Origin of the sequence: Candidatus Pelagibacter sp. HTCC7211, assembly GCF_000155895.1 — a bacterium.
Classification (GTDB): Bacteria; Pseudomonadota; Alphaproteobacteria; order Pelagibacterales; family Pelagibacteraceae; genus Pelagibacter.
The window spans coordinates 545,022-571,074 of sequence record NZ_DS995298.1 but is presented as its reverse complement, the minus strand read 5'-3'; the positions used below and the strand labels follow the sequence as shown (position 1 = coordinate 571,074).

Annotated in this window: 27 protein-coding genes and 1 riboswitch; of the genes, 4 read left to right on the top strand and 23 right to left on the bottom strand. The window is 30.3% G+C overall.

Features of this window, described 5'->3' with window-relative positions; translation table 11 throughout:
* Positions 1-5: 5 nt before the first annotated feature.
* Positions 6-80, bottom strand: a riboswitch (glycine riboswitch).
* Positions 81-290: 210 nt separating this feature from the next.
* The 6 genes from PB7211_RS02970 to PB7211_RS02945 all read right to left on the bottom strand — a co-directional run bounded on the left by PB7211_RS02970 (position 291) and on the right by PB7211_RS02945 (position 5,856).
* Complete coding sequence (locus PB7211_RS02970; protein WP_034398900.1) at positions 291-800, bottom strand: TRAP transporter small permease; 510 nt, start codon at positions 798-800, stop codon at positions 291-293.
* A gap of 4 nt (positions 801-804) precedes the next feature.
* Positions 805-2,088 carry a TRAP transporter large permease gene (locus tag PB7211_RS02965; RefSeq protein ID WP_029453648.1) on the bottom strand — a complete coding sequence of 428 codons (1,284 nt, stop codon included), beginning with the start codon at positions 2,086-2,088 and terminating at the stop codon, positions 805-807.
* A 90-nt stretch (positions 2,089-2,178) separates the two neighbouring features.
* On the bottom strand, positions 2,179-3,219 hold the full coding sequence (locus PB7211_RS02960; RefSeq protein WP_008545902.1) for a TRAP transporter substrate-binding protein: 1,041 nt from the start codon (positions 3,217-3,219) through the stop codon (positions 2,179-2,181).
* 147 nt (positions 3,220-3,366) lie between these two features.
* Positions 3,367-4,245, bottom strand: a complete 879-nt coding sequence (locus PB7211_RS02955) for a DMT family transporter (protein ID WP_008544361.1) — start codon at positions 4,243-4,245, stop codon at positions 3,367-3,369.
* Positions 4,245-5,189, bottom strand: coding sequence for a 5-oxoprolinase subunit C family protein (locus PB7211_RS02950; RefSeq protein ID WP_008544833.1), 945 nt, complete (start codon positions 5,187-5,189; stop codon positions 4,245-4,247). Before PB7211_RS02950 ends, PB7211_RS02955 begins: the two co-directional genes overlap by 1 nt.
* Positions 5,182-5,856 (bottom strand): 5-oxoprolinase subunit B family protein, encoded by a 675-nt coding sequence (locus tag PB7211_RS02945; RefSeq protein ID WP_008544866.1) that lies wholly within the window; start codon positions 5,854-5,856, stop codon positions 5,182-5,184. Before PB7211_RS02945 ends, PB7211_RS02950 begins: the two co-directional genes overlap by 8 nt.
* A 28-nt stretch (positions 5,857-5,884) precedes the next feature.
* On the opposite strand from PB7211_RS02945, the gene PB7211_RS02940 reads away from it, so the two are divergent.
* Complete coding sequence (locus PB7211_RS02940; protein ID WP_008544001.1) at positions 5,885-6,658, top strand: 5-oxoprolinase subunit PxpA; 774 nt, start codon at positions 5,885-5,887, stop codon at positions 6,656-6,658.
* Positions 6,658-7,149 (top strand): tetratricopeptide repeat protein, encoded by a 492-nt coding sequence (locus tag PB7211_RS02935; protein WP_008545020.1) that lies wholly within the window; start codon positions 6,658-6,660, stop codon positions 7,147-7,149. The genes PB7211_RS02940 and PB7211_RS02935 overlap by 1 nt, the downstream gene beginning before the upstream one ends.
* A 2-nt stretch (positions 7,150-7,151) precedes the next feature.
* Here the strand turns inward: PB7211_RS02935 and PB7211_RS02930 are convergent, their stop codons facing one another.
* From PB7211_RS02930 to PB7211_RS02920, 3 genes are read right to left on the bottom strand one after another with little or no spacing between them, the layout of a single operon-like run.
* Positions 7,152-8,462, bottom strand: a complete 1,311-nt coding sequence (locus PB7211_RS02930) for a TRAP transporter large permease (protein WP_008544551.1) — start codon at positions 8,460-8,462, stop codon at positions 7,152-7,154.
* 2 nt (positions 8,463-8,464) lie between these two features.
* On the bottom strand, positions 8,465-8,956 hold the full coding sequence (locus PB7211_RS02925) for a TRAP transporter small permease (protein ID WP_008545187.1): 492 nt from the start codon (positions 8,954-8,956) through the stop codon (positions 8,465-8,467).
* Positions 8,957-9,010: 54 nt separating this feature from the next.
* On the bottom strand, positions 9,011-9,985 hold the full coding sequence (locus tag PB7211_RS02920) for a TRAP transporter substrate-binding protein (RefSeq protein ID WP_008545424.1): 975 nt from the start codon (positions 9,983-9,985) through the stop codon (positions 9,011-9,013).
* Between the two features lie 125 nt (positions 9,986-10,110).
* Between PB7211_RS02920 and PB7211_RS02915 the strand changes: the two genes are divergently transcribed.
* Positions 10,111-10,725: a YjbE family putative metal transport protein gene (locus tag PB7211_RS02915; RefSeq protein ID WP_034398897.1), complete on the top strand. Its 615-nt coding sequence runs from the start codon at positions 10,111-10,113 to the stop codon at positions 10,723-10,725.
* Here the strand turns inward: PB7211_RS02915 and panB are convergent, their stop codons facing one another.
* Genes panB through PB7211_RS02875 form a run of 8 tightly spaced genes read right to left on the bottom strand, consistent with a single transcriptional unit; the run spans position 10,726 to position 17,618 of the window.
* Positions 10,726-11,499, bottom strand: a complete 774-nt coding sequence (gene panB, locus PB7211_RS02910; RefSeq protein WP_008544240.1) for a 3-methyl-2-oxobutanoate hydroxymethyltransferase — start codon at positions 11,497-11,499, stop codon at positions 10,726-10,728.
* A 51-nt stretch (positions 11,500-11,550) separates the two neighbouring features.
* Positions 11,551-13,113, bottom strand: a complete 1,563-nt coding sequence (guaA, locus tag PB7211_RS02905; protein WP_008545984.1) for a glutamine-hydrolyzing GMP synthase — start codon at positions 13,111-13,113, stop codon at positions 11,551-11,553.
* Positions 13,103-13,540, bottom strand: a complete 438-nt coding sequence (locus tag PB7211_RS02900; protein ID WP_008544500.1) for a tetratricopeptide repeat protein — start codon at positions 13,538-13,540, stop codon at positions 13,103-13,105. The genes guaA and PB7211_RS02900 overlap by 11 nt, the downstream gene beginning before the upstream one ends.
* The gene (gene guaB, locus PB7211_RS02895; protein ID WP_198001881.1) at positions 13,540-14,616 is read right to left on the bottom strand and encodes an IMP dehydrogenase; all 1,077 of its coding nucleotides are present in this window, start codon (positions 14,614-14,616) and stop codon (positions 13,540-13,542) included. Before guaB ends, PB7211_RS02900 begins: the two co-directional genes overlap by 1 nt.
* Before the next feature lie 37 nt (positions 14,617-14,653).
* The gene (locus PB7211_RS02890) at positions 14,654-15,265 is read right to left on the bottom strand and encodes an RlmE family RNA methyltransferase (protein ID WP_034398895.1); all 612 of its coding nucleotides are present in this window, start codon (positions 15,263-15,265) and stop codon (positions 14,654-14,656) included.
* Positions 15,266-16,165 (bottom strand): glycosyltransferase, encoded by a 900-nt coding sequence (locus PB7211_RS02885; RefSeq protein ID WP_008544101.1) that lies wholly within the window; start codon positions 16,163-16,165, stop codon positions 15,266-15,268.
* On the bottom strand, positions 16,165-16,968 hold the full coding sequence (pssA, locus tag PB7211_RS02880) for a CDP-diacylglycerol--serine O-phosphatidyltransferase (protein ID WP_008545496.1): 804 nt from the start codon (positions 16,966-16,968) through the stop codon (positions 16,165-16,167). Before pssA ends, PB7211_RS02885 begins: the two co-directional genes overlap by 1 nt.
* 2 nt (positions 16,969-16,970) lie before the next feature.
* Positions 16,971-17,618: a phosphatidylserine decarboxylase gene (locus tag PB7211_RS02875; RefSeq protein WP_008545615.1), complete on the bottom strand. Its 648-nt coding sequence runs from the start codon at positions 17,616-17,618 to the stop codon at positions 16,971-16,973.
* Between the two features lie 76 nt (positions 17,619-17,694).
* Between PB7211_RS02875 and PB7211_RS02870 the strand changes: the two genes are divergently transcribed.
* A complete protein-coding gene (locus PB7211_RS02870) occupies positions 17,695-18,909 on the top strand; it encodes an NADP-dependent isocitrate dehydrogenase (RefSeq protein WP_034398893.1) in 1,215 nt (404 codons plus the stop codon).
* Here PB7211_RS02870 and alaS read toward each other — a convergent pair.
* From alaS to PB7211_RS02840, 6 genes are all read right to left on the bottom strand, one after another.
* Positions 18,901-21,567 (bottom strand): alanine--tRNA ligase, encoded by a 2,667-nt coding sequence (alaS, locus tag PB7211_RS02865; RefSeq protein WP_008544381.1) that lies wholly within the window; start codon positions 21,565-21,567, stop codon positions 18,901-18,903. The two genes, PB7211_RS02870 and alaS, sit on opposite strands and share 9 nt — an antisense overlap.
* A gap of 100 nt (positions 21,568-21,667) precedes the next feature.
* Positions 21,668-22,816, bottom strand: a complete 1,149-nt coding sequence (gene recA, locus PB7211_RS02860) for a recombinase RecA (RefSeq protein WP_008545641.1) — start codon at positions 22,814-22,816, stop codon at positions 21,668-21,670.
* 107 nt (positions 22,817-22,923) lie between these two features.
* Positions 22,924-24,216, bottom strand: coding sequence for a TolC family outer membrane protein (locus tag PB7211_RS02855; RefSeq protein WP_008545890.1), 1,293 nt, complete (start codon positions 24,214-24,216; stop codon positions 22,924-22,926).
* Positions 24,213-25,142 carry a uridine kinase gene (locus tag PB7211_RS02850; RefSeq protein ID WP_008545384.1) on the bottom strand — a complete coding sequence of 310 codons (930 nt, stop codon included), beginning with the start codon at positions 25,140-25,142 and terminating at the stop codon, positions 24,213-24,215. The genes PB7211_RS02855 and PB7211_RS02850 overlap by 4 nt, the downstream gene beginning before the upstream one ends.
* Before the next feature lie 6 nt (positions 25,143-25,148).
* A complete protein-coding gene (locus PB7211_RS02845) occupies positions 25,149-25,514 on the bottom strand; it encodes a GFA family protein (protein WP_008544721.1) in 366 nt (121 codons plus the stop codon).
* Between the two features lies 1 nt (position 25,515).
* Entirely contained in the window at positions 25,516-25,884 is a 369-nt protein-coding gene (locus tag PB7211_RS02840) for a GFA family protein (protein WP_008545493.1), read from the bottom strand.
* Positions 25,885-26,053 lie beyond the last annotated feature (169 nt).

Below are 26,053 nucleotides of genomic sequence, written 5' to 3'. Positions count from 1 at the left end.
ACTCGTTTTACCCATCTGTATATTTGCCTGAGAGTTTTGCTCCTTCGGCGAGAATTTAATCTCTTTCCAGAGTTAATATGTTACGGTCCTTTTTACCTGAGAGTTTCCTGGGTGGTTGCTCCTTCGGCCGAATGATTTTCCTTAATACTAAGGCTCTATTCTGTCTCCCGTCTGCATCAACACTTATTTATAAATAATGTACTGTTAATATAAATTACCAAAGATTTTACGACTTGTATACATTAAAGAAAGTCTAAGTAAGTGAAGAATGTGACAATAAATATATTAAACTATGTCTTTTTCACAAAAGAAATTAGAGCACCAGCTGTTGTCAAAAATCCAGCTAATGGCAAGATTGCAACTGCATATTTCTTTGGCATATAATTCTCTTTGAACTCAATACCCTGAAAGCTAATTTCGAAATACCACATCTCCCAGTATTTCCCACGCATACCTTCTACAAGTTCAACTCCATAAATCATCAGAACTATACCAATTATCATAATCATTACTTTCCAGAACTGACGTATATATAGCGATATTCTATTTGGTAATTTTTCATAAATTAAATTTAAAGCTATATGCTCATTATCTCTAGCTGTTAAAGAAAGTGCAATAAACATCAACCAAATATTACTTAATACTGTTAGTAGATCTCCCCAAACAGGAGGGTTATTGAAAACATATCGCATGGTGACGTTATAAATAGTGAAGCCAACCATCGCAGCTAAAAAGATTGAGCACATAGCTTCCAATATACGATGGATAGAACGGTCAATGTTGTTTAAAAATTTCAACATATCGCTAACTACTCATTAGGTTTGGAAGAAACATGGTTAATTCAGGAATAACAAGAATAAAAAATAAAAGTAAAAACAGCCCAATTAGATAGGGAATTAATGCAACAGCTACCTTTTCTAGGCGTACCTGTGCTATTGTTGCAGCAGTAAAATACGCAACACCAACAGGTGGTGTCACTGATCCTATTAAAAAGCCAACTATTACAACGATAGCTGCTTGTACTTCAGGAAAGCCAGCTTGAGCCATAACGTTAACTAGCACTGGGCCAACTATGATAATGTTTACCGCTGAGTCCATTACTGTTCCTAGAAGAAAAATGAATAAAATCACTGCTAAAATAAAGATAATAGGAGAATCTGTGAGGCTTAGAAGCCAGCTTTCAAGATCACCTATTGCACCTAAAGATGTAAGTAACCAACTGAAGGGTCCTGATGCAGCTATTATAATAAAAACCATTGCTGAATTACGAAACGCCCGACGAAAAGCACCCGTGCATTCTTTCCATTTAATAGTTCGATAAACGAATACACCTGTTAATAAAGCAACCATTGCTGTGATAGCGCCAGCCTCAACAACTGATGCCACACCGCCCATTACTGAACCCACCAAAACTAAAGGTATGAGAAGAGCGAAAGACGATCTATATAATTCTTTACCGGCTCGACGTATCGAAAATGGTTCATCACTACGCTCAAAATTATATTTGATCGCAAAGTAATGATTAATTATCATGATCACAACGCCTATTAATACACCTGGAATAATCCCAGCAGCAAATAATGCTGCAATAGAAATCTCTGTTGAGTTAGCAAGTACGATCATCATGATACTAGGCGGAATTATCCCTCCTATGGTTGAACTTACGCCTGTAACTGCAGCAGAAAACGCAGCAGGATATCCAGCTTTTTTCATAGCTGGTAAAACTAATGCTCCAACTGTAGCTGTATCTGCTACTACAGAACCATTCATCCCCGCAAAAAACATGCTCACAAGAACATTAACTTGGGCCAACCCTCCTCGTATACGTCCGATTAATGCTCTGCTCAAAGCTACTAAACGGTCTGTAATTGTTGCGCTTGTCATTAACTCACCTGTTAACATAAAGAATGCAATTGCAGTTAATGGCACTGAGTCAATAGCATTAAACATTTGACTAGGGATCAAAACAAGCGGTACAGCGTCGGTAAATAAAATATAAACAAATGGTATAAGAATTAATATGAAGCCAATGGGAGCACCTAATAAGATTAGAAAAAGGAGTACTACGAGTAGAATGATGCTTTCCATAGATACTTATATGTTATGAATTGTTTAAGGTAAAGATCATCTAACTCTTATCGAGCTAAATGATCTTTACACAGTTTTTCTTTGAACGATTTACAGAGCCCCAGCTTTCTCTAACTGAGCTACGAATCCATCCATTCCTTGTTCTAGAAGTACTCTTTTAGCTACTTCTGGTTCAAAAGTACCTTTAGCGTCTAACCAAGCACCAATTGCACCTGCTCTCCACTTAGACATTTCAGCTTCAGTTGGTACATACCACTCTTTAGCAGATGCTTTAATGGCATCTTCACCATTTTTAATCCAAGCATTATCTAACTCGTTAACTTTTTCTCCATAAGCATCAGCTGCCTTGTGTAACCATTTTCTCTGCTGATCAGACAATGCATTGTACTGTTTTGCATCCATCGCTAGAATGTTTCCTGACCACATACCACCAATTTCAGTGAAATATTTTGCTACTTCATGAAGTTTTGCTACGTGCTGCCATGGACTAGCAACATACTGACCTTCAACTACACCTGACTGTAGACCTGAGTATAACTGGCTCCAGTCATAAGGAGTTGGAGTTGCGCCCCAATTTTTAACTAGCATGAACTCAACTGGACTCTTTGTAGTACGCCATTTCAATCCCTTCATATCGTCTGGAACATGAACTGGTTTAGTTGCATTTCCAAGCTGTCTAAATCCACCACTTGAATATACAGAAAGACAAATATGACCAGCGTTTTCAAGAGCAAGTTTACACTGCCTTTCAGCTAACCATTCATCTGATATTCTTTTTGCATCTTCTAGTGATTTGAAAATAAATGGCAAATCGAAAATTGCTAACTCTGGTCCAAAATTACCATAGTTTGCAGTTGAACTAGTCCATAAAGCTATAAGCCCTTGATTGGCTTGTTCACCACATTTTTGTTCAGCGCATAAGCTTTTTTGATAATGTGGTTCAATTTTCATTTTACCACCAGAAGCTTTTGCCAAGGCTGGTATTAATGCTTGATCTATTGCATCACCAATTGGCATACCTAGTCTACCAGTGGTTCCAAGCTTAAGAGTTACCTCTGCATAAGCGGCTTGGGCAAAGAAAGCAATTGCAAACACTTTTAGTAGTGTCTTACAAATTTTTTTAGCAATCATATTATATCCTTTCAATTAAATTAAACATTGTCTAAATATTTTGAATTATAGTAATCTAAATTTACAATTGAGTCGATAGTGGAATATGAAGTATTAAACACATGAAAGATTGTGTTTAATTTAATCTTAAAGTTAATCTATTTAAGTTTAGTGAGAGATACTTTTTTTACTCTTAACCAGAAGTGAGTAAAATTGTATAAGTACAGCAAATAAAATGATGGCTCCTCCGATTAATCCAAATAATGAGGGTCTTTCACTCACGAATAAAAAAGCCCAAAGAGGTCCTAAAACAGACTCTGACAACATGATTATTCCTACCATTGCTGAAGGGGTTGTTCTAGCTCCAGTTGTTATAAATATAAATCCAAGACCAACTTGAAAACAACCAGCTAAAAAACCTAAAAAAATATCATGTGGTGAAATCATTATCTTTGATGAAAGTAAATAACCGATTAAGCAAGAACAAATACCTGCAACAAATTGTGCTGGAACCATATCTACTGTTGGAAATTTTCTGACTATCATAATTAACACTGCAAAAGTAATTGGCATTGTAAAAGCAGCTAAATTTCCTGATAATTCACCTGGTGTTAATGAATTTCCAACCATAAGCAAAACTCCTGTCATTGCTAAAATAATTGATGTAAATGTGATAGCTGAAATCTTCTCTTTTAAAAAAAAATATCCAAATATCGCAAGAAATAAAATTTGAAGTGAAATAATAAAATTTGTGTTAGCAACAGTAGTATTATACATAGCAAACACATATCCACAGAAACCAAAAGATAAAATAATACCTCCAAAAAATCCTGGAAAACCAGAGTCTTTAAATGCTTTAAATGTTTTCTTTTTGTAACTTATTAAAAGAAACGTCAGAACTGTAAGTGAAAAAAATAAAGATCTCCAAAATAAAATTTGCCATAAAGTTGCGCCTTCAAATGATTTAACAATTAACCCACCAAAACTTAGACTAAAAGCACCTAAAAAAATTAAAAAAGGTCCTGGTAATTTTGATATTAAATTCATTAAATTTGTGAGATTAAATTTTGAGTTTCCATCTCATATAACTTAAATAAAGTTTCTGCATCAGATAAATCTATTTCTTTAAACTTTATTTTTGATCCAGGTGAAATTTGAACCAATCTGTCATAATCAACACTGGCAACTACTCCAATTTTTGGATATCCACCAATTGTACCATGGTCTGATAACATAATGATTGGATTTCCATCAGCTGGGACCTGTATAACTCCTTTTAATAAACCTTCTGATTTAATATTTGTATTTACTATATTTTCAATTTTTGGACCCTCTAATCTCATGCCCATTCTGTCGGATAATTTCGAAACTGTGAATTGTTTCTCAAAAAAAGTTTTTTTTCCTTCTTCTGAAAAATAATCAAAATTAGTACCTTTAATAACTCTAATATTTTCTATCTTCGAATTTAAATAATCAATTTTTTTATTTTTTTGGTTTGAATTTATTTTACGGATATTTATTTTTTGTTCATTGGTAAGTTTTTTTCCATCATTTGATCCAATATTAGCTTTAGTATTTATAGAGCAGCTTCCCCATTGAAATTTTAAATCAATCTCTCCACTAATTGCTAAATAACCATATACAGATTTATTGGTTGATAAAATATTAATCTCATCACCATTTTCTAGTTGATAGGTTTCGTAACATCTTCCCTCTATTTCATTATTTTTTTTATTTAATTTAAAAATAACATCTCCGGTAACAGTTATTGTTATCTTGTCACCATTGAACTTTAATAAAGGTCCCTGGTATGCAAATTCAATTACTGGTGAATCAACTTTATTCCCAACTAATTTATTTGCTAAAAGAAAATTTCTATTATCCATGGCTCCACTAAAAGGAATTCCTATGTGATATAAATTATTTCTTCCCTTATCTTGAAAAGTTGTATTTATACCTGCCCTTTTTATCTCAAAATAATTATTATCCATTTAAGTCTTTATACTCTTCCATTGATATTCTTTTAAATTTTACTTTGTCTCCAGGATTAATAAGATTGGGTTCTTTTTCTTTTGCAATATCGAATACATTTAATGGAGTATTTCCAATAATGTTCCACCCACCAGGGCTTTCAAAAGTATAGATATTTGCAAATTGTTCTGTAAGTCCTATTGATCCTTTTGGTACTTTTACTCTAGGAGTTTCTAAACGTTGTGCCCTCATTTTTTCCTCTAAATCTCCTAAAAATGGCATACCAGCAATAAATCCAGTCATATAACAAAAAAATTCTTTATTAAAAAAAACTTCTAAAATTTGCTCTCTATCCAAATTTAATTTTTTTTCTAACCTTTCAATATCTAGAGAAAATGATGAGTCGCAACAAACAGGAATTTCTAATTTTTTATTATTTAACTTTTGAGTTTCCTTAATTTGAATATTCTCGACTATTTCTTTAATTTTTTTAAAATTTGTTATTTTAAGATCAAAGGAAACTATTAATTTATTATAAGAAGGAGTAAGGTTATTTATTCCTTCTATATTTTTCTCTCTAATAGTTTCAAAAAGTTTAATTACTTTGGAATTAATATCTTTGTTAACCTCAGTACCAAAATCACAGTATAAAGCTGCGTCACCAAGATTTGATATATTTTTTATCATGTCATGTTATACTTCAACAATTAAGACTATGGAAATTAATATAAATTGTGATTTAGGTGAAAAATCTAAACATCATTCTAATAAGTATGATCCTGATTTACTTGAAATAGTAAATTCAGCTAATGTCGCCTGTGGTTTTCATGCTGGTGATAACGAGTCAATGAATCAAGTAGTGGAAATATCAAAAAAAAATAGCGTTAGTATTGGAGCCCATCCATCATTTAACGATCCAGAAAATTTTGGAAGACAGAGAATGAATCTATCTGCAGCTGAGATCCGTAAATTAATTATTGACCAATACGAAATTTTACAAAAAATATCTGAAAATCATGGGGAAAAGGTTACTCATATCAAACCACACGGTGCATTAAATAATATGGCATGCGAAGATATCGAACTTGCTACTACTTTAGCTAAAGCTATCAATGAAATAAGTAAAGATTTGATTTATCTAGTACCAACCGGATCAAAAATGGAAGAGGCAGCAAAAAAATTAAATATGAAAATAGCCTGTGAAATTTTTGCTGATAGAAATTATGAGGATGATGGAAACTTAGTTTCGAGAAAAAAATCTCACGCACTAATAACAGATCCAGAACAAGCTAAAAAACATGTGTTAAATATGGTAAAAAATCAGGCACTTAATTGTCACAGTGGAAAGCAGATACCTTGTGAAATAGACTCTGTATGCATACATGGAGATAATGAAAGTTCACTCGCTACTGCTAAATCGATAAGAGAAAACTTAGTAGAGAATGGACTTATTTTAAAACCTTTAAATTTAATGGAGAAATTTTTGTAATGATTAAAAAAATTTTATTAACTTTTTCAATACTCACTTTGCTAACTGTAAGTTCATATTCAGCAGGAACTAGTAGTGATAGTTCTACTAAAGTAAAATCTGATTACGATAAGGCAGTTAAACTTATTGAGTCAGCCAAAAAATATGAAAAGAAAGATAAAAAAGAAAAAGCAAAGAAAAGATATGAAAAAGCTCAAAAACTATTACTAGCATCTAATAGCAAAACACCTAATAAAGCAGACACTCTAAATTATCTTGGTTTCACAACAAGAAAACTTGGAGATTACAAGGGCGGTGAAATGTATTATTTGCAAGGTTTACAGATTGAACCAAACCACGTTGGTATTAACGAGTATTTAGGCGAGCTTTATGTAGTAACAAATCGAATAGATTTAGCTAAAGAACGTCTTGCTATTTTAAAAACTTGTAATTGTGAAGAATACGATGAGCTTAAAGAAATAATTGAAGGAAAGAAAAAATCTAAATATTAATTTTAATTAATATTCTGAGACATTTGATCTGGCAGCCATAAAGCTATTTCAGGAAAAATAATTATAATTATGACTGCTAAGATCATAAGTAAAAAGAGTGGAAAAGCACTTTTTGCAATAAATGACATATCTTTATTTGCCATTCCTTGTAGCACAAATAAATTAAAACCTACCGGTGGAGTGATTTGTGCCATCTCAACAACAATAACAAGATAAATTCCAAACCAAATCATATCAAAACCAGCTTGTCTGATCATAGGCTCTATGATTGCCATTGTTAAAACTACAGCTGAAATTCCATCCAAAAACATTCCAAGAATAATGTAAAAAATAGTCAAAATAAAAATTAACATATAAGGGGATAGACTTAATTCTTGTATCCAAATTGCAAGATTTCTAGGTAAACCTGTAAAGCCCATTGCTAATGAAAGAAAAGTAGAACCAGCTAAAATAAATGCAATCATACATGATGTTTTTGTTGCTCCTAATAAAGATAATTTAAATGAGTTTTTATTTAGAGTTCCTTGAAATAAAGATAAAATTAATGCACCAACAACACCTAGTGATGCGGCCTCTGTTGCAGTTGCTATACCGGTATAAATTGATCCAATGACTGCAGTTATAAGCAAAACAACCGGTAATAATTGTTTTGATTTTTTAATTTTTTCTAAAAATGAGAAATTTTCAGAAATTGTAGGCATCTGCTTTTTGTTAATTGTCGACCAAATAACAACATAAAGCATGAAAATAACTGCAAGCATTATTCCTGGAAGAATTCCTGCCATAAATAGTTTAGCTATAGAATCTTCAATTGTAACTCCATATATTATCAATATTATTGATGGTGGAATTAATAATCCAAGAGTTCCTGAGCCAGCTAAACTTCCAAGAAGAATTTTTTCCGGGTATTTTCTTTTTCTTAATTCTGGTATTGACATTTTGCCTACTGTTGCAACAGTTGCTGCTGAAGATCCTGAAATAGCAGCAAATAATCCGCAACCAACAACATTAACATGAATTAATCCTCCAGGTAATTTTGATAACCATGGAGACAGACCTTTAAATAAATTTTCTGAGAGCTTTGTCCTAAATAATATTTCTCCCATCCAAACAAATAATGGTAATGCAGTTAAAGTCCATGATGAGCTTGTCCCCCAAATGGTAGTTGCCATAGCATCTCCAACTGGTCTAGTTGTAAAAAGCATCATACCAATTGCTGAAACAGCAATCATACTAAGAGCAACCCAAACTCCTGATCCAAGTAAAAATAATAGTAGAGAAATAAAAAAGATTGTTAAAAATACTTCATTCATAACTATTTAATTTTTTTACCTAAAACTGAATTAATTAAATGATGAAATACACATATAAAAAAAATAATAGAACCAAGTGCTACAGAAGATTGAGGTATCCATATTAAAACCTCATCTGCTCCCTCGCTACGTTCTTCAAATTTAATAGAGATATAAGTCATTTTAGTAAAATAAAATGCTAAAAACCCTGAAAAAATTGTTGCAACAAACAAGCACCAAATCTCAGCTAATTTTTTATTTAGTGGTTTTAGTTTCTCTAAAAATAAAGTTATTCTGATATGAGCTTTGTCATAAAATGTATATGACAATGCAAAAAAAGATGATGCAGCCATGGAGTAGCCTGAGTACTCAGCTAAACCTCTTATATAAAAACCAAAAATTCTAGATGAGATACCTGTAAGTATAAACAGTAGTACTGCTATTAAAAAAAAAGCAGCTAAATAACCTGACCCAATATAAAGAAGAGTTAAATTTTTATTAATTTGTTTTATCATAATAAAAAGGCCGTTTTAATTTAAACGGCCTTTATTAATATATAATATAACTTTTTAATTGTAAGCAGCTAGAACAGATTGTCCTCTAGAACCAGCTCTACTAGCCCATTCTTTTGACATTGTTGATCCAACTTCTTTAAAGTGATTGTTCAAAGCAGAGTTAACTTTTCCTACTGTCATACCTGCATCTGCCAAAGCTTTTTTATCAGCTGTATTTCCCTTTTTAGAAAGAGCCCAACCTTTTTTTTCAGCTATAGCAGCTTCAGACATAACTAATTTTTGAGTTGCAGAATCTAACTTGCTCCAAGCATTTTTGTTTACAATTATCATATTTTTTGGATACCAAGCTGCGATATCATAAAAATACTTCACACCATTTTCCCATATTTTACTATTTTTTCCAGTAGTAGGTGATGTAATCATACTTTCAACTGCTCCAGTTGAAAAAGCCTGACTTATTTCTGCCGCTTCAATTTTAGTTGGTGCCATTCCTGTTAGTTCAGCCAATCTAATTAAAGATGAGTTATAAGCTCTAAACTTTAAACCTTTAAGATCATCTTTAGAGTTGATTTCCTTTTTGCTATAAAGACCTTGAGCTGGCCATGGTACAGCATATAAAAAAACTAAACCTTTTGAATCTAAGCCTTTAACAATTTCTGGTTTTGAAGCCATATATAGTTTCATTGCATCATCATACGATGAAGCTAAGAAAGGTTGTGAGTCTATTTCTAATAAAGGATCTTCTTTACCTAAAGCAGACATAAATCTTTCTCCAATTTGAGCTTGTCCAGTTCGGACTGCTCTAAAGATTTCTCCACCTTTATATAATGATCCACCAGGGTGAGTTACTATAGTTAGTTTACCACCACTTTTATCTGATACATTTTTAGCAAATTCCGTAGCATTTGCAGAATGAAAATTAGATGCACCATAAGCTAGTGCCATATCCCATTTTTCTGCAGATGATGCAAAATTTGAAGTTAACAATAATGCTAAAAAAATTGTTAACACTTTATTTATTATTTTCATCAATACTCCTTTTTTAAAATAGTTATTTCATTATGAATCTAGTTCAAAATCAATTTAAAAAATTGTTTATAATTAAATCTTTAATATATTGCTTTCCTGTAATATTTTAATATTATCAATACACCTTGATTGAAGAAGCCATAATTTTACTCCAAATTATCTTTATAGATATAATTTTAGCAGCTGATAACGCCATAATTATTGGCCTAATAGCAGCTAATTTTGTCCCAAAATATAGAAAGCAAATAATTTTATGGGGAGTAGCTGGTGCATTAGTATTTAAAGTGGTTTTTGCAATATTTGCAACTTATCTTTTTAAATTCTATTTCATTAAAATTCTAGGTGGTTTACTTTTAATTTGGATAGTAAATGATTTGAGAAAAGATTTGGTTGAGATGAAAACCAAAGTTAAAACTCCAACAAAAAAAGGTAAAGAGCCATCCTACATTCAAAGTGTATATAAGGTACTATTTGCAGATATTACAATCAGTTTCGATAATGTAATTGGTGTAGTTGGAGCTGCCAAAGGTTATTTTGGGTTTATGATTTTTGGACTAGTTTTATCGGTTGTTTTAACAGGAGCACTAGCAACAATTATGGCAAAATACATTCAAAAAAATATGTGGATTGCTTATGTTGGTTTAGTATTTATTCTTATAGTTGGGCTTCAATTAATTATTGGTGGATTAGTTGACTTAGAGATACTTAAAATTAATGAAGACTTTATTAAATATTTTTAATTAATAAGAGTGTTTTTTTGAAGGAAATGTTTTTTTTCTTACTTCTTCTGAATAATTTGAAACAGCTTTAACAATTTCTTTTCTAATATTAGAATATTTTTTAACAAATCTAACATTTATTGGGTTAAGACTTAAAAGATCATCTGTTACTAAAACTTGACCATCACAGTTCGCAGATGCTCCAATACCGATTGTTGGAATATTAACATTTTTGGTTATAATTTTTGCTAAGCTACTTTCTACACATTCTAAGACCATTGAAAATGCTCCAGCAGATTCTAATAGTTTTGCTTCATTTAGTATTTTTTTACGTTCTGAAATCTTTTTTCCCTTAAATTTAAATTTTTTTGCTGATTGCGGTAATACACCTAAATGGCCCATAACAGGAATTTTGTTTTTAACTAATAATTTAACAATTTTAAAAATTTTCTTTCCGCCTTCTAATTTCACTGCATCACATTTAGTTTTTGTCATGATTTTTTTAGCATTTATTAATGCTTCTTTAGAGTTTCTGTAAGTATTGTAAGGCATATCAACAACCATTAAGCTTTTTTTAACTCCCATTCTCACACTCTTAGAATGTTCAATCATCATATTTAATGTGACCTCTCTTGTAGATTTATAATTATATAAAACAGATCCAAGAGAATCACCTACTAAAATTAAATCACAAAAATTATCTAAAATAGAAGCAATATTTTTTGAGTAAGCTGTTAAACTTACTATCTTTGATTTATTTTTTTTATTTATAAAATTTGAAATTTTTTTTTTCATTTTTTTAAATTGATTTTAAATACTTAATTAAAATAGTTTATAATTATAAAATCATTCTAATTCAATAGTGCTAGGTGGCTTGGAAGTAACATCATAAACCACTCTATTAATACCTCTAATGCTATTAACAATTTTATTTGAGATAATTTGCATAAATGATTTTTTAAATTCATAAAAATCAGCTGTCATTCCATCCTCAGAAGTAATTGCTCTTAACAAACATAAATATTCATAAGTTCTATTATCTCCCATAACACCTACTGTTTTGACAGGTAATAGAGCTGCATAAGCTTGCCATATTTTGTGATAAAGTCCATGATCCCTTAATGCTTGAATAAAATAATGATCGGCTTCTTTTAAAATTTTTATTTTTTCATTTGTGATTACACCAGGCATTCTAATTGCAAGACCAGGGCCCGGAAAAGGGTGTCTTGATATAATTTCATTATTTAAATTTAATTCTAAACCAAGCTTTCTTACTTCATCTTTAAATAAAAACTTTAATGGCTCAACAAGTTTTAATTTCATTCTTTTAGGTAAGCCTCCAACATTGTGATGAGACTTTATTTTTGAAGTTTGACTTCCTGTAACAGATTTACTTTCAATTAAATCTGGATAAAGAGTTCCTTGAGCTAAAAATTTTACGTTTTTTATCTTCTTAGCATAACGTTCAAATATTTTAATAAATAAATTACCAATTATTTTTCTTTTTTTTTCTGGATCTGAAACATTAGATAATTTTTTTAAAAATTCTTTTTCAGCATTTACATATATTAGATTCATTTTTAAACGTTTCTTAAAAGTTTGAACAACTTGAATTTCTTCATTTTTTCTTAAAAGACCGGTATTAACAAAAATACAAAATAATTTTTTACCTATGGCTTTGTTCAGAAGTTGCGCAACTACACTACTATCAACACCACCTGATAATGCGCAAATCACTTTATTTGATCCTACTTGACTTCTTACATCTTTAATTAACTTTAATTTTTGATCTTTAGATGACCAATTTTTTTTAATTTTACATATTAGAAAAACGAAATTACTAATTATTTTTTTTCCATTTTCAGTATGTGTAACTTCAGGATGAAACTGAACTCCATAAAATTTCTTAATTCTATCTTCAACAATGGCAAATTTAGAATTTGTACTTGAAGCAACTGCTCTAAAATTTCTTGGAATTTTTGAAACTTGATCTGCATGACTCATCCAAACTTTTTTTGTATTACTCTTTTTAAAAAAATTAGAGGTTAAAAGACTATTATTTTTTTTATAGATATTTGCTAAACCAAATTCACGGTGTTTTGATTGTTTAACTTTGCCACCATTAAGTTTAGAAAGTATTTGATGTCCAAAACAAATACCTAGAATTGGTATGTTCAATTGTAAAATTTTTTTATCAAATGAATATTTATCTATTTGATAAACATTTAGTGGTCCTCCAGACAAAATTATTCCTTTAATAGTCTGATCAATATCTTTTAATTTAATTTTTTTATGACTTACAATCTCAGAAAAAACTCCTAATTCTCGTACTCTTCTTGCTATCAATTGAGTGAACTGTGAACCAAAATCAACAATTAAGATTTTGCCAAGATTTTGATCAAGACTCATTTTTTGGTTCTATGTTTTTAAGAGACTCTTGAATTTGATCATTTTCATCACATAGCTTATTACAAACTTTTACGAAGGTTTCGGATAAAGTTTTTACTTTTGAATAATTTGATTTTTTTAAGGCAACTTTCATTGACATCAATAATGCCTCTTCATTACTCGGGTCAATTAACAATGCTGTTTCTAAATTATTTTCTTCTTTTCTTTGATCATCTTGATGATTATAGATTTTAGCTAAGTACAAATAAGTTTTGGCATCTTTTGGATTATAAACTATATTTCGCTCGAAAATAAATTTTGCTTCTTCATATTTTTTATCTTGATATTTTTTTAATGCTTCATGAAAAAAATTTTCTTTACTAAATGCTACTGTTGAGCTTGTAATGACTATTATAATTGAATTTAATATATTTAAAATTTTGTGCATTAATATTTATTATCGTTTTTTATTACATCTACGTTGTGTACCATACTCTCATAAAAACCTGCTTTAGTAATTTTCACAAAATTAGGTTTATTTCTAAGTTTTAAAATATCTTTAGATCCAAGGTAACCCATAGAAGATTTTAGTCCTCCTATCAATTTAAATATAATTCTACCTACATCTCCTTTATACTTTGCAAATCCTTCAACACCTTCTGGTACATACTTTGATGTATCTTTTTGTTTGCTTTGAAAATATCTGTCTGCTGATCCTTTGTTCATTGCACCAACAGATCCCATTCCTCTAAAACTTTTAAATAATTTTCCATTTTTTTTTATCAATTTTCCGGGGGCTTCATCAGTACCAGCAAACAAAGAACCTATCATCACTGCATCTGCTCCAGCTGCAAATGCTTTTGCCAAATCTCCTGAATATTTAATTCCACCATCCGAAATGATTTTTATATTTTTATTTTTAATTCCATTTCTAACTGATAATATTGCACTCAATTGAGGTACACCAATACCAGCAACTAATCTTGTAGTGCAAATCGAGCCTGGTCCAATTCCAATTTTAATTATATCAACTCCTAGTTTTATTAAAAATTTTGCAGCCTCTGGTGTTGCAATATTACCACCACATAATGCAATTTTTTTATTTTTAATTCTCTTGATAAATTTAATAATTTCTGCAACTTTCTTTGTGTGACCATGTGCTGTATCAACGACTATTAAATTTACTCCTTCATTAACTAAAGCTTTTGCTCTAGTAAATTCATTTGGTCCTGCGCCAACCGCAGCTCCAACTAATAATTTTTTCTTTTTTACTTTTTTAATTTCTATAATTTGCTCTTTAACATTTAAATTTCTATGAATTACCCCAATTCCTCCAGCTTTTGCAATTGCTATTGCCATTTTGCTCTCTGTTACAGTATCCATGGCTGATGACAGTAAAGGTATTTTTAATTTGAGATATTTTGTTAATGCTACGCCAGTATTCACTTCTGAAGGCAAAATTTCTGAATATTTTGGCGCAAGAGTGACGTCGTCAAAGGTAAGTGCTTCTTTAATAGGAACCATGATCATTTATATACGATTCCTTTTAAATTTAAAGTCTCTATCTGAGATTTTTACATATTATAAAACTCTCTTTAGAGTCTTTTCTGCTAGATTTTGGTTTGAAAACCTTAACTTCTTTAAAATATTTTTTTCCTTCTGCGACTATTTCGTTAAAAGTGCCTCCCATAAAAATTTTTGAAATAAAAAAACCATTCTCTTTTAATAAATCTTTAGCAAAAAACATGGCTTCCTTGCATAGCTCTCCAGTTTGAATTGAATCTATATTTTTTATTCCAGTCGTATTTACCGCCATATCTGACAAAACAACATCTACATTAGTATTAGTGTGTTTTTTTATTTCATCTTGAATTATTTGTTCTGTAAAATCTCCTTGAATTTGAACAGTATTTCCAATTGGTTCCATTTTTTTTAGATCTATGGATATCAATCTTCCACTTTTTGTGACCTTTTCAGCATATTGAGACCAACTTCCAGGAGCTGCTCCAATATCTATTACTGTAATACCACCTTTGAATATTTTAAATTTATCATCAATTTCAATTAACTTATACGCCGATCTTGCTCTATATCCATCGACTTTAGATTGTTTGACGTAAGTATCTCTTCTTTGTTTATTAACCCAATTTTTTGAAATTTTATTTTTTTTCAATTAATTTCTAAATCTTAATTTCATATCTATTATTTTGCCATCTACAGTTTCTACTCTTGAAATATAATCTTTGTTATTTCTTATCGCATCATTGTTTTTTCCAGCAAAATGAACAATACCAATTTGATGATTTGGCAAGTAAGGTTCAACTAAAGTATTTCTTTTTTCATCAAATTTAATCCCGTCAACAAGAATCCAGTTGCAATAAGCAGGTAATATTTCAACTGGTAAGTTATCTGAATATATTGTTATATTCATAGCAATTTGTTCTGAACCCCAAATTTTGCCTGCCTTCAAAGCAATTTTTAAATTTTTTTGCCAGACTTTCCAATGAGGTGCATTTTCTTCTAATGCAAATACACCAATATTTAAATGGGGCTTAAGAGCAACTTGTCTTGCAATTTTTTCTGAAAACCCAGATGATTTTGCATGTTTATAATTTTGTGATTTAATCCTTGCAAAACCTCCTAAAAACCAGTCAGCTCTTATAACATTTCTGTAAGCTCTATCAGCTGATGTTGAGATTGATAATTTATGATTTTCGCAACCTTTAAAATACAATTCAATTGCTCCCCAGGAATTAACCCAAGCATCTGCATCGATCCACATATATTTTTTATAATTAGGAAAATACTTTGGTAAAAAAGCTCTAGATACCTGACTTTTTAACCATTCCCTTCCTTTAATTTTAAAGTCAGGAACTTCAATGTCCCAATCTGCTGGTTTTATTTCATCAACTTTTGATGACAAAATTGATTTTTGGTCATTAGTCAGCCCTGCATCCATAATGCAGATTGCAGTATTTTCGCTCTCTTTAAACCGTTTTATTGAGTTTACTAATTCATTTAACAACTCAAAGTAATTTGAGTCTGCTAGAGATATAATAACATTTTCTTTCATTATAAAATGTCTTCAAAATCATCGTCTTCCAAATTGGGTTTATCAGCATTTTGTTTTTTTAACTTATTATAATGAAAATAGCTTATTGGAAGCATTAGCAAATAAAGAATAACGCTTATTGATATCGCTATAAAAGGGTAAATAAGAATAAATCCAAAAAATAATACAATTCCAAATAATAAAAAAATGGTTGTTTGTCTCTGAATTACTATTTTCTTAAATGAGTAAGTTGGAAATTTGCTTATCAATAACAAAGATGTAACAATAAAAAAAATTGGAACAATAATGTTATTATCAATTTTAACGAAGTTAAAATTTGTCATACTGATAACTAATGGTGTTAAAACTAAAATTCCTCCAGCTGGAGATGGAACTCCTTCAAAAAAATTATCTCTCCAAGATGGTTCTTGGTTTGAATTGATATTAAATCTTGCTAATCTTAAAGCTACACAAATCACATAAATTAAACATATCAACCAGCCTAATCTTCCAAGTGAACTTAAAGTCCAAAAATACATTATAAATGCTGGTGCAACACCAAAACTTATCATATCAGTTAGAGAGTCTAGTTCTTTTCCAACTTTTGAAGTCCCTTTAATTAGTCTTGCAATTCTTCCATCTAATCCATCAATTAATGCTGCAAAAATTATTGCAATAATTGCAAGATCAAACTGTCCATTGAAAGAAAACCTGATCGAAGTAAGCCCTATACAAACACCTATTAAAGTTAACATGTTTGGTAAGATCATTCTTACATTTTTCTTCTCAGAAATTACCTTGAGATTATTTTTAGGCTGTTCCATAATTATTTTTTAGCTAATAACGTTTCACCTGAAATTGTTTTTTGGCCAACTTTTACTAATGGATCATAGTTTTCATAGTAAACATCCGTTCGACTTCCAAACCTAATCATGCCTATTCTCTCTCCTTGATTAAGTGTTTGGCCATTATTTGTTTCACAAACTATTCGTCTTGCAATTAAACCTGCTATTTGAACAACTATAATATTATTACCTGCATTATCTTTAATCTTATAATAATTTCTCTCATTATCTTCGCTAGCTTTATCAAATGATGCATTTAAAAACTTTCCAGGTTTATATAAAATTTCTTCAACAGTTCCTGAGCATGGCGTTCTATTCACATGACAATCAAATACATTCATAAATACACTTATTTTTTTAAATTTTTGGTTTTCTAAACCAACTTCTTTTGGTCCATCCACTTCTTCAACTTTAATTACTTCACCATCGGCTGGACTTACTAAATAGTTATCATCTCCAATGATAATTCTTTCAGGATCTCTAAAAAAATAATACACCCAGATTGTTAAAAGAATTCCTATAGTTCCTAAAAAACCACTAAAGGCTAAAAGGACTAAAGTAACAATTACAGAGATTACCAAGAACTTATAACCCTCTGTATGTATTGGAGGAAATATTTTGTTAAACATATTCTTCTATTTGCTAATTTTTGATTAATATGTATATAAACCAATCAAATTCAATTAATAAGATAAAATTATTTTAATGAGTAAAATCAAGGTAAATAACCCCATTGTAGAGTTAGACGGTGATGAAATGACTAGAATTATATGGGACTTTATAAAAAACAAACTCATTCTCCCATATCTTGATTTAGGAATAGAATACTACGATTTAGGAATGAAAAGTCGTGATGACACAGATGACCAGATCACAATTGACTCTGCTAATGCAATAAAAAAAATAGGGGTAGGTATCAAATGTGCAACTATAACTCCTGATGAAGCTAGAGTTGAAGAGTTTGACTTAAAAAAAATGTGGAGATCGCCTAATGGTACTATTAGAAATATTATCGGTGGTACTGTTTTTAGAGAACCTATAATTTGTAAAAATATTCCAAAACTCGTGCCATCATGGACAGATCCCGTAGTGATTGGAAGACATGCATTCGGTGATCAATATAGAGCAACTGACTTTAAAGTACCTGGTAAAGGTAAAATGGAAGTAAAATGGACATCTGAAGATGGAAAAGATGAGATAAAATATGAGGTATTTAATTTTACTGGTCCTGGTGTTGCCCTTTCAATGTACAATTTAGACAAATCAATCAGTGACTTCGCAAGATCTTGTTTTAGCTATGGATTGATAAAAAAATGGCCAGTTTATATGTCTACAAAAAATACAATTCTCAAACAATATGATGGAAGATTTAAAGATATATTTCAGGAAATTTTTGACAACGAATATAAAGAAGATTTTGAAAAAAATAATTTAACATATGAACATCGTTTAATTGATGACATGGTTGCATGTGCAATGAAGTGGAGTGGTAAATATATTTGGGCATGTAAAAATTATGACGGTGATGTTCAATCAGATACGATGGCTCAAGGATATGGTTCTTTAGGTTTAATGACTAGTACTTTGTTAACTCCAGATGGAAAAGTAATGGAAGCGGAAGCTGCTCATGGGACAGTTACTAGACATTATAGAATGCACCAGCAGGGTAAAGAAACGTCTACAAATCCAATTGCCTCTATTTTTGCATGGACTAGAGGTCTAGCTCATAGAGGAAAACTAGATAACAATGATGAGTTAATTAAATTTGCTCAAACTATAGAGAAAGTCTGTATCGAATGTGTTGAAAATGGTTCAATGACAAAAGATCTGGCTATACTCGTAGGTCCATCAAGCAAATATTTAACCACTAATCAATTTTTAGATGAAATTGATGGTAATCTCAAAAAGAAATTAAATTAAAGTTTTAAGCTTTTCAAAAGCCTCATCAATTTTAGATTTATCCTGACCACCAGCTTGCGCGAAATCTTTTCTTCCACCTCCACCCTGTCCACCAATAATTTCAGAACCTGTTTTAACAAATTTAACAGCATCAAATTTATTAGTTAATGTATCAGTTACACCTACCGCAATTCCAACTTTGTCGTCTTTAGCTGCAAATACAATTACTATACCTTCGCTTAATTCTTTTTTTCCTTTATCTACAAGTTTTCTTAATTCTTTAGGAGGTAAACCATCTACATTTTGAAATCTTATTTTAATTCCATTAATTTGTTCATCTTTAATTATATTTTTTGTTTTATCTTCTAATATTGAATTTACTGAAATAGTTTCTAGTTGTTTTGTTAAATTTTTAATTAAAATTCTTTGATCACTTTCATCTAAAGAAGGTTTTCCGCCAAGCTCTGTTATTTGTTCAGATAAATTATTGATAATTTGATCATTTTTTTCTGAAGAAATATTAGATAATTTCTCTTTATTGTTAAGGTAATCCTCTAATTGTTTATCTCTTAGTGCTTCTATTCTTCTAACACCTGCAGCAATTGAGGATTGGCTAACTATCTTAAATTTACCAATATCCCCCGTATTTCTAACATGTGTTCCTCCACATAATTCCGTTGAAAAATAACTACCATCATCATCTCCCATCGACAGAACTCTTACTTCCTCTCCATATTTTTCACCAAAAAGTGCTAAAGCTCCGTTTTCAACTGCCTCATCAGGTGTCATTAATCGTGTTTTTACATCTGATTTTTTTGAAACCATATTATTTACGAAACCTTCTATTTTATCGATTTCTTCCGTTTGAATTGGTTTCATATGACTAAAATCAAACCTTAGTCGGCTAGGCTCTACTAAAGAACCTTTCTGTGTAACGTGTTTGCCTAAAACCCTTCTTAATGACTCGTGCAATAAGTGCGTCGCAGAATGGTACGCTCTAGTATCATCCCTTCTTTCTACATTGATCTTTAATTCAACGTTGTCTTTTAATTGAATTGACCCATTAATAACTTTTCCATAATGAACAAATAAATCACCTAATTTTTTTTGAACATCAGTTACTTCAAATTTAAAATCATTTCCTGCAATTTCTCCAGTGTCTCCTACTTGACCTCCAGACTCACCGTAAAAAGGGGTTTGATTAACAATAATCATTCCCTCGTCACCATTTTTTAACTCATCTACTTCTTTATTATCTTTTAGTAAAGAAAGTACGGCGCCTTCAGCTTGATTAGTCTCGTAACCAAGAAATTCTGTAGCTCCTAATTTATCTTTTATACCAAACCAAACATCTTCTACAGCTGCATCACCTGAACCTTTCCAATTTTTCTTTGCAAGTTCTCTACTTTCTTTCATTAATGATTGAAATTTTTCTGAGTCAATTGACATGGATTTGTTTCTTAGAATATCTTCAGTTAAATCCAATGGAAATCCATAAGTATCATATAATTTAAAAGCTACTTCTCCAGGTAAAACTTTATCTATTTTAGAAATCTCTTCATTTAAAATTTTAATTCCTCTATCTAAAAGAACTAAAAATTTTTCTTCTTCCATTTTTAATGTTTCTTTGATTAAAGATTCAGCTCTTACTAATTCTGGATAGTTTCCTTTCATCTCATCCCTAAGAGTTTCAAATAAATTAAAAAAAACTGGTTCATTTGATCCTAATAAATGGGAGTGTCTCATTCCTCTTCTCATAATTCTTCTAAGCACATACCCTCTACCTTCATTAGAAGGTAACACACCTTCTGCAATTAAAAATGAACTCGCTCTTAAATGGTCTGCAATAACTCTAAAGCTTGAAAGATTAGAATTATCAGATTTAACTTTTAGTATTTCAGAGGCTGAATTTATTATCTTTTTAAAATGATCTGTTTCATAATTATCATGAGTTCCCTGCAATAATGCGGCTATTCTTTCAAGGCCCATCCCTGTATCAACTGATGGTTTAGGTAGATCAATTCTTTTTTCTTTAGAAATTTGTTCAAATTGCATAAAGACTAAGTTCCATATTTCTATAAACCTATCTCCATCTTCATCTTTTGTGCCTGGAAGTCCTCCAGCTAAATGATCACCATGATCATAGAATATTTCTGAGCAGGGACCGCATGGTCCTGTCTCACCCATTGACCAAAAATTATCTGAAGTAGCTATTCTAATTATTCTATCATCGTTAAAACCGGCTATTTTCTTCCAAAAATTGAAGGCTTCATCATCTTCATGATAAACTGTTACATATAGACGATTTTTATCAATTCCAAAATCCCTAGTGATTAAATCCCAAGCATAATGGATTGCTTGTTCTTTAAAATAATCTCCAAATGAAAAATTTCCCAACATTTCAAAGAATGTATGGTGTCTTGGAGTGTAGCCAACATTTTCTAAATCGTTATGTTTTCCACCCGCTCTTACACACTTTTGTGAAGTAGTGGCTCTTTGATAATCTCTTTTCTCAAGACCAGTAAATACATTTTTAAACTGAACCATTCCTGAATTAGCAAACATTAAAGTTGGATCGTTATTTGGAACCAAGTTACTCGACTCTACAATCCTATGATCATTCTTTTCAAAATATTTTAAGAATGTATTTCTTATTTCATTTAATGATTTGTCAGCCATATTTTTAAAATACAGCTTTTTTATTTTATGTCTAGATAACAGTAAGGGAAAAAAGGCGCTTAAATTAAGCGCCTTTTAATAATTAAAGATGACTTTTTAACTAATTCTTTTTAGTAGGAACTACTTCCTCTTTCTTTTCTGCTTTTGGATCTTCTATTTGATCTTTTGCAGCCTTTTCAGGGTCAAGCGGGTTTCCTTCAATCTTTTTTTGAATTACGCCTGCTTTTTCTCTAATAGCTAATTCTATTTCAGCTGCTACTTTAGGGTTCTGAGCAAGATAAGTTTTAGCATTTTCTCTACCTTGACCTATCTTTTCACCTTTATAAGCATACCATGCACCTGATTTTTCAATAATATCAGCTTTTGATCCTAGATCGACCAATTCACCCATTTTACTAATTCCTTTTCCATACATTAAGTCAAACTCGACAACTTTGAATGGTGGTGCTACTTTATTTTTGACTACTTTAACTCTTGTTGAGTTTCCAATAATTTCATCTTTATCTTTAATTGCACCAATTCTTCTAATATCCATTCTAACAGATGAGTAGAATTTTAAAGCATTTCCACCTGATGTTGTTTCAGGACTTCCAAACATAACTCCAATTTTCATTCTAATTTGGTTAATGAAAATCATCATTGTATTTGTATTTGAAATTGAACTAGTAAGTTTTCTTAATGCCTGACTCATTAATCTTGATTGAAGACCAACATGATGATCTCCCATTTCACCTTCAATTTCAGCTTTTGGCGTTAGTGCTGCAACTGAGTCAATTACGATAACTGAAATAGATCCTGATTTAACAAGAGTATCTGCTATTTCTAGTGCTTGCTCACCAGCATCTGGTTGTGAAATTAAAAGTTCTTCTGTATTTACACCTAATTTTTTTGCATAAACTGGATCTAGTGCATGCTCAGCATCAACAAACGCACAAATTCCTCCAGCTTTTTGAGCTTCGGCAACTACTTGTAATGCTAATGTTGTTTTTCCTGAAGATTCTGGTCCGTAAACCTCAACAATTCTTCCTTTTGGCAATCCACCTATTCCTAATGCTAAATCAAGACTTAAAGATCCTGTAGATACAGACTCGATATCCATAGCTCTTTTTTGTCCAAGCTTCATTACTGAGCCTTTTCCAAAATTGTCAGTAATCTGAGCTATTGCTGCATCTAATGCTTTGTTCTTTTCTTTGATATCCATTTCTTGATCTTTAGTAGATTTAACTACTTTTAGGTTACTTTTCGTCATTTTTAGCCTCTTTTTTTAATTTTTTTAACACTCGAATCATGAGATTAAATGTACACATTTTGTTCTCATTAGCAATATATTTATTTTTAATCAAAAAAATCAAATAATTACTTAAGTTTTAGATATTGGCTATTTAATAACCCAACTGATTTTAACAAATTATATTGGGCCATAAGGTAATTTCTTTCAGAATTCGCTAAAGATATTTGAGCTGAAAGTAATAATGAATTTGATTGGATAACATCAAGTGTCGTTCTAGAACCTCGTTCGTATTCTGCAGCAATTCCTTCATTTGCAATTTTTGCTGCTCTTACTTGTACTTTTACAGAATTTAGAAAACTTTTTGATGAAGCTAAACTTGACCAAGCACTAGCTACATTAGTATCATTTGTTCTCATCACATCATCTAATAATAATCTTTTTCTAACTGTTAAATTTGTATTTTTATTAATTTTTGATTTCTTTTTACCCCCTGAGTAAAATGGCCAACTGACTGTAGCTTTTAAAATATCTTTATCTTTTCTATCAATGGTTGAACTTAAGTCATCAGCGAAAGATTTCTCTAATGATAATGATGCTGTGGGTTTTAAATCTGTCTCTGCTATTGCTAAATCTTTTTCTGATTGAACTACATCAAAATTTGCTATTTTAATATCTGGATTATTTTGTTTAGAAAGATTTATTGCTTCATCTAAACTCTTTGGAATACTAACAATTGAGTTTGAGTTTTTTTTAAGAGATTTTGGATTATCAATTTTTCCAATAATATTTTCATAATTTAATTTACTAATTGTTAAATCACTTTTTGCTTGAGTAAATTGAGCTTGAGCACCTGCAAGCGAAGATTCTGTTTGGGCTAAATCAGCAATCGTAATTTGACCTCTATCTAATCTTATTTTATCATTTTCAAGTTGCCTATTTAATAAATTTAAATTTTTTCTATTAATAGATAATTTTTCTCTAGCTAATATTAAATTTGTAAAAACGTCAATTGCACTATACAAAACATCCTGTTCTTTTTTAATCAACTTTGCTTTTGCTAAATCTAATCCAATTAAATTTTTCTCAAATGATAAATCTCTTCCATAATCAAGAATTGTTTGTTCTAATTTAATAGATGTTGTCAATGGATCAGCATCACTACTTGAAGCATCTCCTCCACTTTGATTTGTAAGTTTATTAGTATTTTCTATACTCTTTGAGCCACTTAAAGTTAAAGTTGGTTTGTAATCTGCTTTTGAAATATTAATATCTTCTTCAGATGCTTTGATGTTTTCTCTTTCTGCATTTAACTGAATGTTATTCTGATAAGTTTGATTTAAAGCATCATACAAAGTTACTGCTAAAGCATTACCAAAATAAAATAATGTTAAACTGATTAGTATTAATATTTTTCTCATTTTTTTTTATATACTGCAGATTTAATCTGATGGTTATTATTTAAATTTAAAACTATAGAAGCATATTTAGGCATTTTTTTGAACATGTTTTCTGTAATTCTTTGATACGTTTGCATGAATTTAAATACATCACTCTTGTTCATTATCTTGTGGCTAGAAGATTTTTTACTCTTCAACCATAACTTATGCTCTTGTTTTAATCTCCATTTTTGAAGCAAACTAAAGTTTTGCGCTTTTAAATAAATCATACAATTAAGTTGAGAATACAATTTTTTATATTTAGTTTTTAGTTGTTTATTTACATAATTTCTCCATAGGAGCTTTGGGTCGTTAGTTTTTTCAAGTGAATTTATTGATTTTTTTAGTGTCTTATTTAATTCAGCTTTTGCGCCAACACACCAACCTTCAAATATTACTACATCAGGTTTTTCCTTAAGTTTATACCAATATTTTTTAGGAGACCTATCGTCAATAGCTTTATTGAAATCTGGTAATTCAATTTTTTTAAAATTTTTACTTTTTACTTTTTTAAAAAAATTAAGCATCATTTGTACATCATGAGTGCCTGGCACACCTCTTGTCATCAGCATGGGATGTATTTTTTTTGATAAGTTTAATCTCTCTTTTCTAGTTTTATAAAAATCGTCAATAGAGATTTTAAATACGTTTAGTTTAAAATACTTTTCTAATATAATTTTAACAATCGAGCTTATAGTTGTTTTACCTGCACCTTGTCCTCCAGCCAAACCAACAAAGTAGGGTTTTTTATTAATATTTTTATTTGCAATCCAAAAACACATTGGAATTAAAAAAGACTTTAGCATTTTATCTTTGTTGCTAAACTTTTCTGTTTTAATTTCTTGTAATTTAATAAACTTAAAACAATCTTTTTTTACTTTATTAAAACAGATATCTATCTTATTCATTAGTGGTTAATTTTTTTGGTCTAATGGATGATTTTGACCATCGTTTACTGCAACATCTTTTAAAGCAAAAGTATTTATTTCATCAATGCATCCAACATTAAAACCTGTCATTGCTGGATTAATTCTTGGATTGTGATGAGTATAAATTCCACAAATCGAACAAAAATAATGTTTGGCTACCTTTGTATGAAATTGATAAAGTTTTAATTTATCTTCTCCTTTCACTATTTTAAAATCTTCATTTTTAACCATAGACATTATTGCTCCCCTTCTTTTACAAATAGAGCAATTACATTTTATCACCTTTGCTAAATCTCCATCCAAATTAATTTCTGCCTCAACTTCTCCACAATGACATGTTAATTTTTTCATTTTATTTCCTGTCTTTTATATGATTTTGACCATCGTTTATAAAGGTCTTTAGTTTAAATAGCTCACTTGTTTTTATTTCATCTATACAACCTACATTGATACCATAAGAATTTGGATCACTTCTTCTTAAATTGTGTGTTTGAACTCCACACTCTGAACAAAAATGATGTTTAGCTACTTTTGTATTGAACTGATAAATTTTTATTTTATCTTCTCCTTTGACAATCTTTAAATCTTCTTTATTAACTGTTGTAACCATTGTTCCTTTCCTTTTACACATTGAACAATTGCATCTCATTAATTTATCTATTTCTTTTTTAAGATTAACTTGGATTTCTACTGCACCACAATGACACGATAATGTTTTCATTTACTTTTTTTATCTATTTAATATTTAATTTAAACTATCTCTGGTTAAAGTTATCCACAAGTACACAAAATGTAGTTCCAATGTTCACCTTTTGATTCACTTTTGATTCAGTTACAGACTCAAAATACAACCTCTTGCGTGCATTGTATAACTAGTCTATAAATAAGAA

Bases quoted from the DNA above. Each gene is read 5' to 3' on its own strand.
- PB7211_RS02970 (WP_034398900.1), bottom strand. From the start codon at position 800: ATGTTGAAATTTTTAAACAACATTGACCGTTCTATCCATCGTATATTG.
- PB7211_RS02965 (WP_029453648.1), bottom strand. From the start codon at position 2,088: ATGGAAAGCATCATTCTACTCGTAGTACTCCTTTTTCTAATCTTATTA.
- PB7211_RS02960 (WP_008545902.1), bottom strand. From the start codon at position 3,219: ATGATTGCTAAAAAAATTTGTAAGACACTACTAAAAGTGTTTGCAATT.
- PB7211_RS02955 (WP_008544361.1), bottom strand. From the start codon at position 4,245: ATGAATTTAATATCAAAATTACCAGGACCTTTTTTAATTTTTTTAGGT.
- PB7211_RS02950 (WP_008544833.1), bottom strand. From the start codon at position 5,189: ATGGATAATAATTATTTTGAGATAAAAAGGGCAGGTATAAATACAACT.
- PB7211_RS02945 (WP_008544866.1), bottom strand. From the start codon at position 5,856: ATGATAAAAAATATATCAAATCTTGGTGACGCAGCTTTATACTGTGAT.
- PB7211_RS02940 (WP_008544001.1), top strand. From the start codon at position 5,885: ATGGAAATTAATATAAATTGTGATTTAGGTGAAAAATCTAAACATCAT.
- PB7211_RS02935 (WP_008545020.1), top strand. From the start codon at position 6,658: ATGATTAAAAAAATTTTATTAACTTTTTCAATACTCACTTTGCTAACT.
- PB7211_RS02930 (WP_008544551.1), bottom strand. From the start codon at position 8,462: ATGAATGAAGTATTTTTAACAATCTTTTTTATTTCTCTACTATTATTT.
- PB7211_RS02925 (WP_008545187.1), bottom strand. From the start codon at position 8,956: ATGATAAAACAAATTAATAAAAATTTAACTCTTCTTTATATTGGGTCA.
- PB7211_RS02920 (WP_008545424.1), bottom strand. From the start codon at position 9,985: ATGAAAATAATAAATAAAGTGTTAACAATTTTTTTAGCATTATTGTTA.
- panB (WP_008544240.1), bottom strand. From the start codon at position 11,499: ATGAAAAAAAAAATTTCAAATTTTATAAATAAAAAAAATAAATCAAAG.
- guaA (WP_008545984.1), bottom strand. From the start codon at position 13,113: ATGAGTCTTGATCAAAATCTTGGCAAAATCTTAATTGTTGATTTTGGT.
- PB7211_RS02900 (WP_008544500.1), bottom strand. From the start codon at position 13,540: ATGCACAAAATTTTAAATATATTAAATTCAATTATAATAGTCATTACA.
- guaB (WP_198001881.1), bottom strand. From the start codon at position 14,616: ATGGTTCCTATTAAAGAAGCACTTACCTTTGACGACGTCACTCTTGCG.
- PB7211_RS02885 (WP_008544101.1), bottom strand. From the start codon at position 16,165: ATGAAAGAAAATGTTATTATATCTCTAGCAGACTCAAATTACTTTGAG.
- pssA (WP_008545496.1), bottom strand. From the start codon at position 16,968: ATGGAACAGCCTAAAAATAATCTCAAGGTAATTTCTGAGAAGAAAAAT.
- PB7211_RS02875 (WP_008545615.1), bottom strand. From the start codon at position 17,618: ATGTTTAACAAAATATTTCCTCCAATACATACAGAGGGTTATAAGTTC.
- PB7211_RS02870 (WP_034398893.1), top strand. From the start codon at position 17,695: ATGAGTAAAATCAAGGTAAATAACCCCATTGTAGAGTTAGACGGTGAT.
- alaS (WP_008544381.1), bottom strand. From the start codon at position 21,567: ATGGCTGACAAATCATTAAATGAAATAAGAAATACATTCTTAAAATAT.
- recA (WP_008545641.1), bottom strand. From the start codon at position 22,816: ATGACGAAAAGTAACCTAAAAGTAGTTAAATCTACTAAAGATCAAGAA.
- PB7211_RS02855 (WP_008545890.1), bottom strand. From the start codon at position 24,216: ATGAGAAAAATATTAATACTAATCAGTTTAACATTATTTTATTTTGGT.
- PB7211_RS02850 (WP_008545384.1), bottom strand. From the start codon at position 25,142: ATGAATAAGATAGATATCTGTTTTAATAAAGTAAAAAAAGATTGTTTT.
- PB7211_RS02845 (WP_008544721.1), bottom strand. From the start codon at position 25,514: ATGAAAAAATTAACATGTCATTGTGGAGAAGTTGAGGCAGAAATTAAT.
- PB7211_RS02840 (WP_008545493.1), bottom strand. From the start codon at position 25,884: ATGAAAACATTATCGTGTCATTGTGGTGCAGTAGAAATCCAAGTTAAT.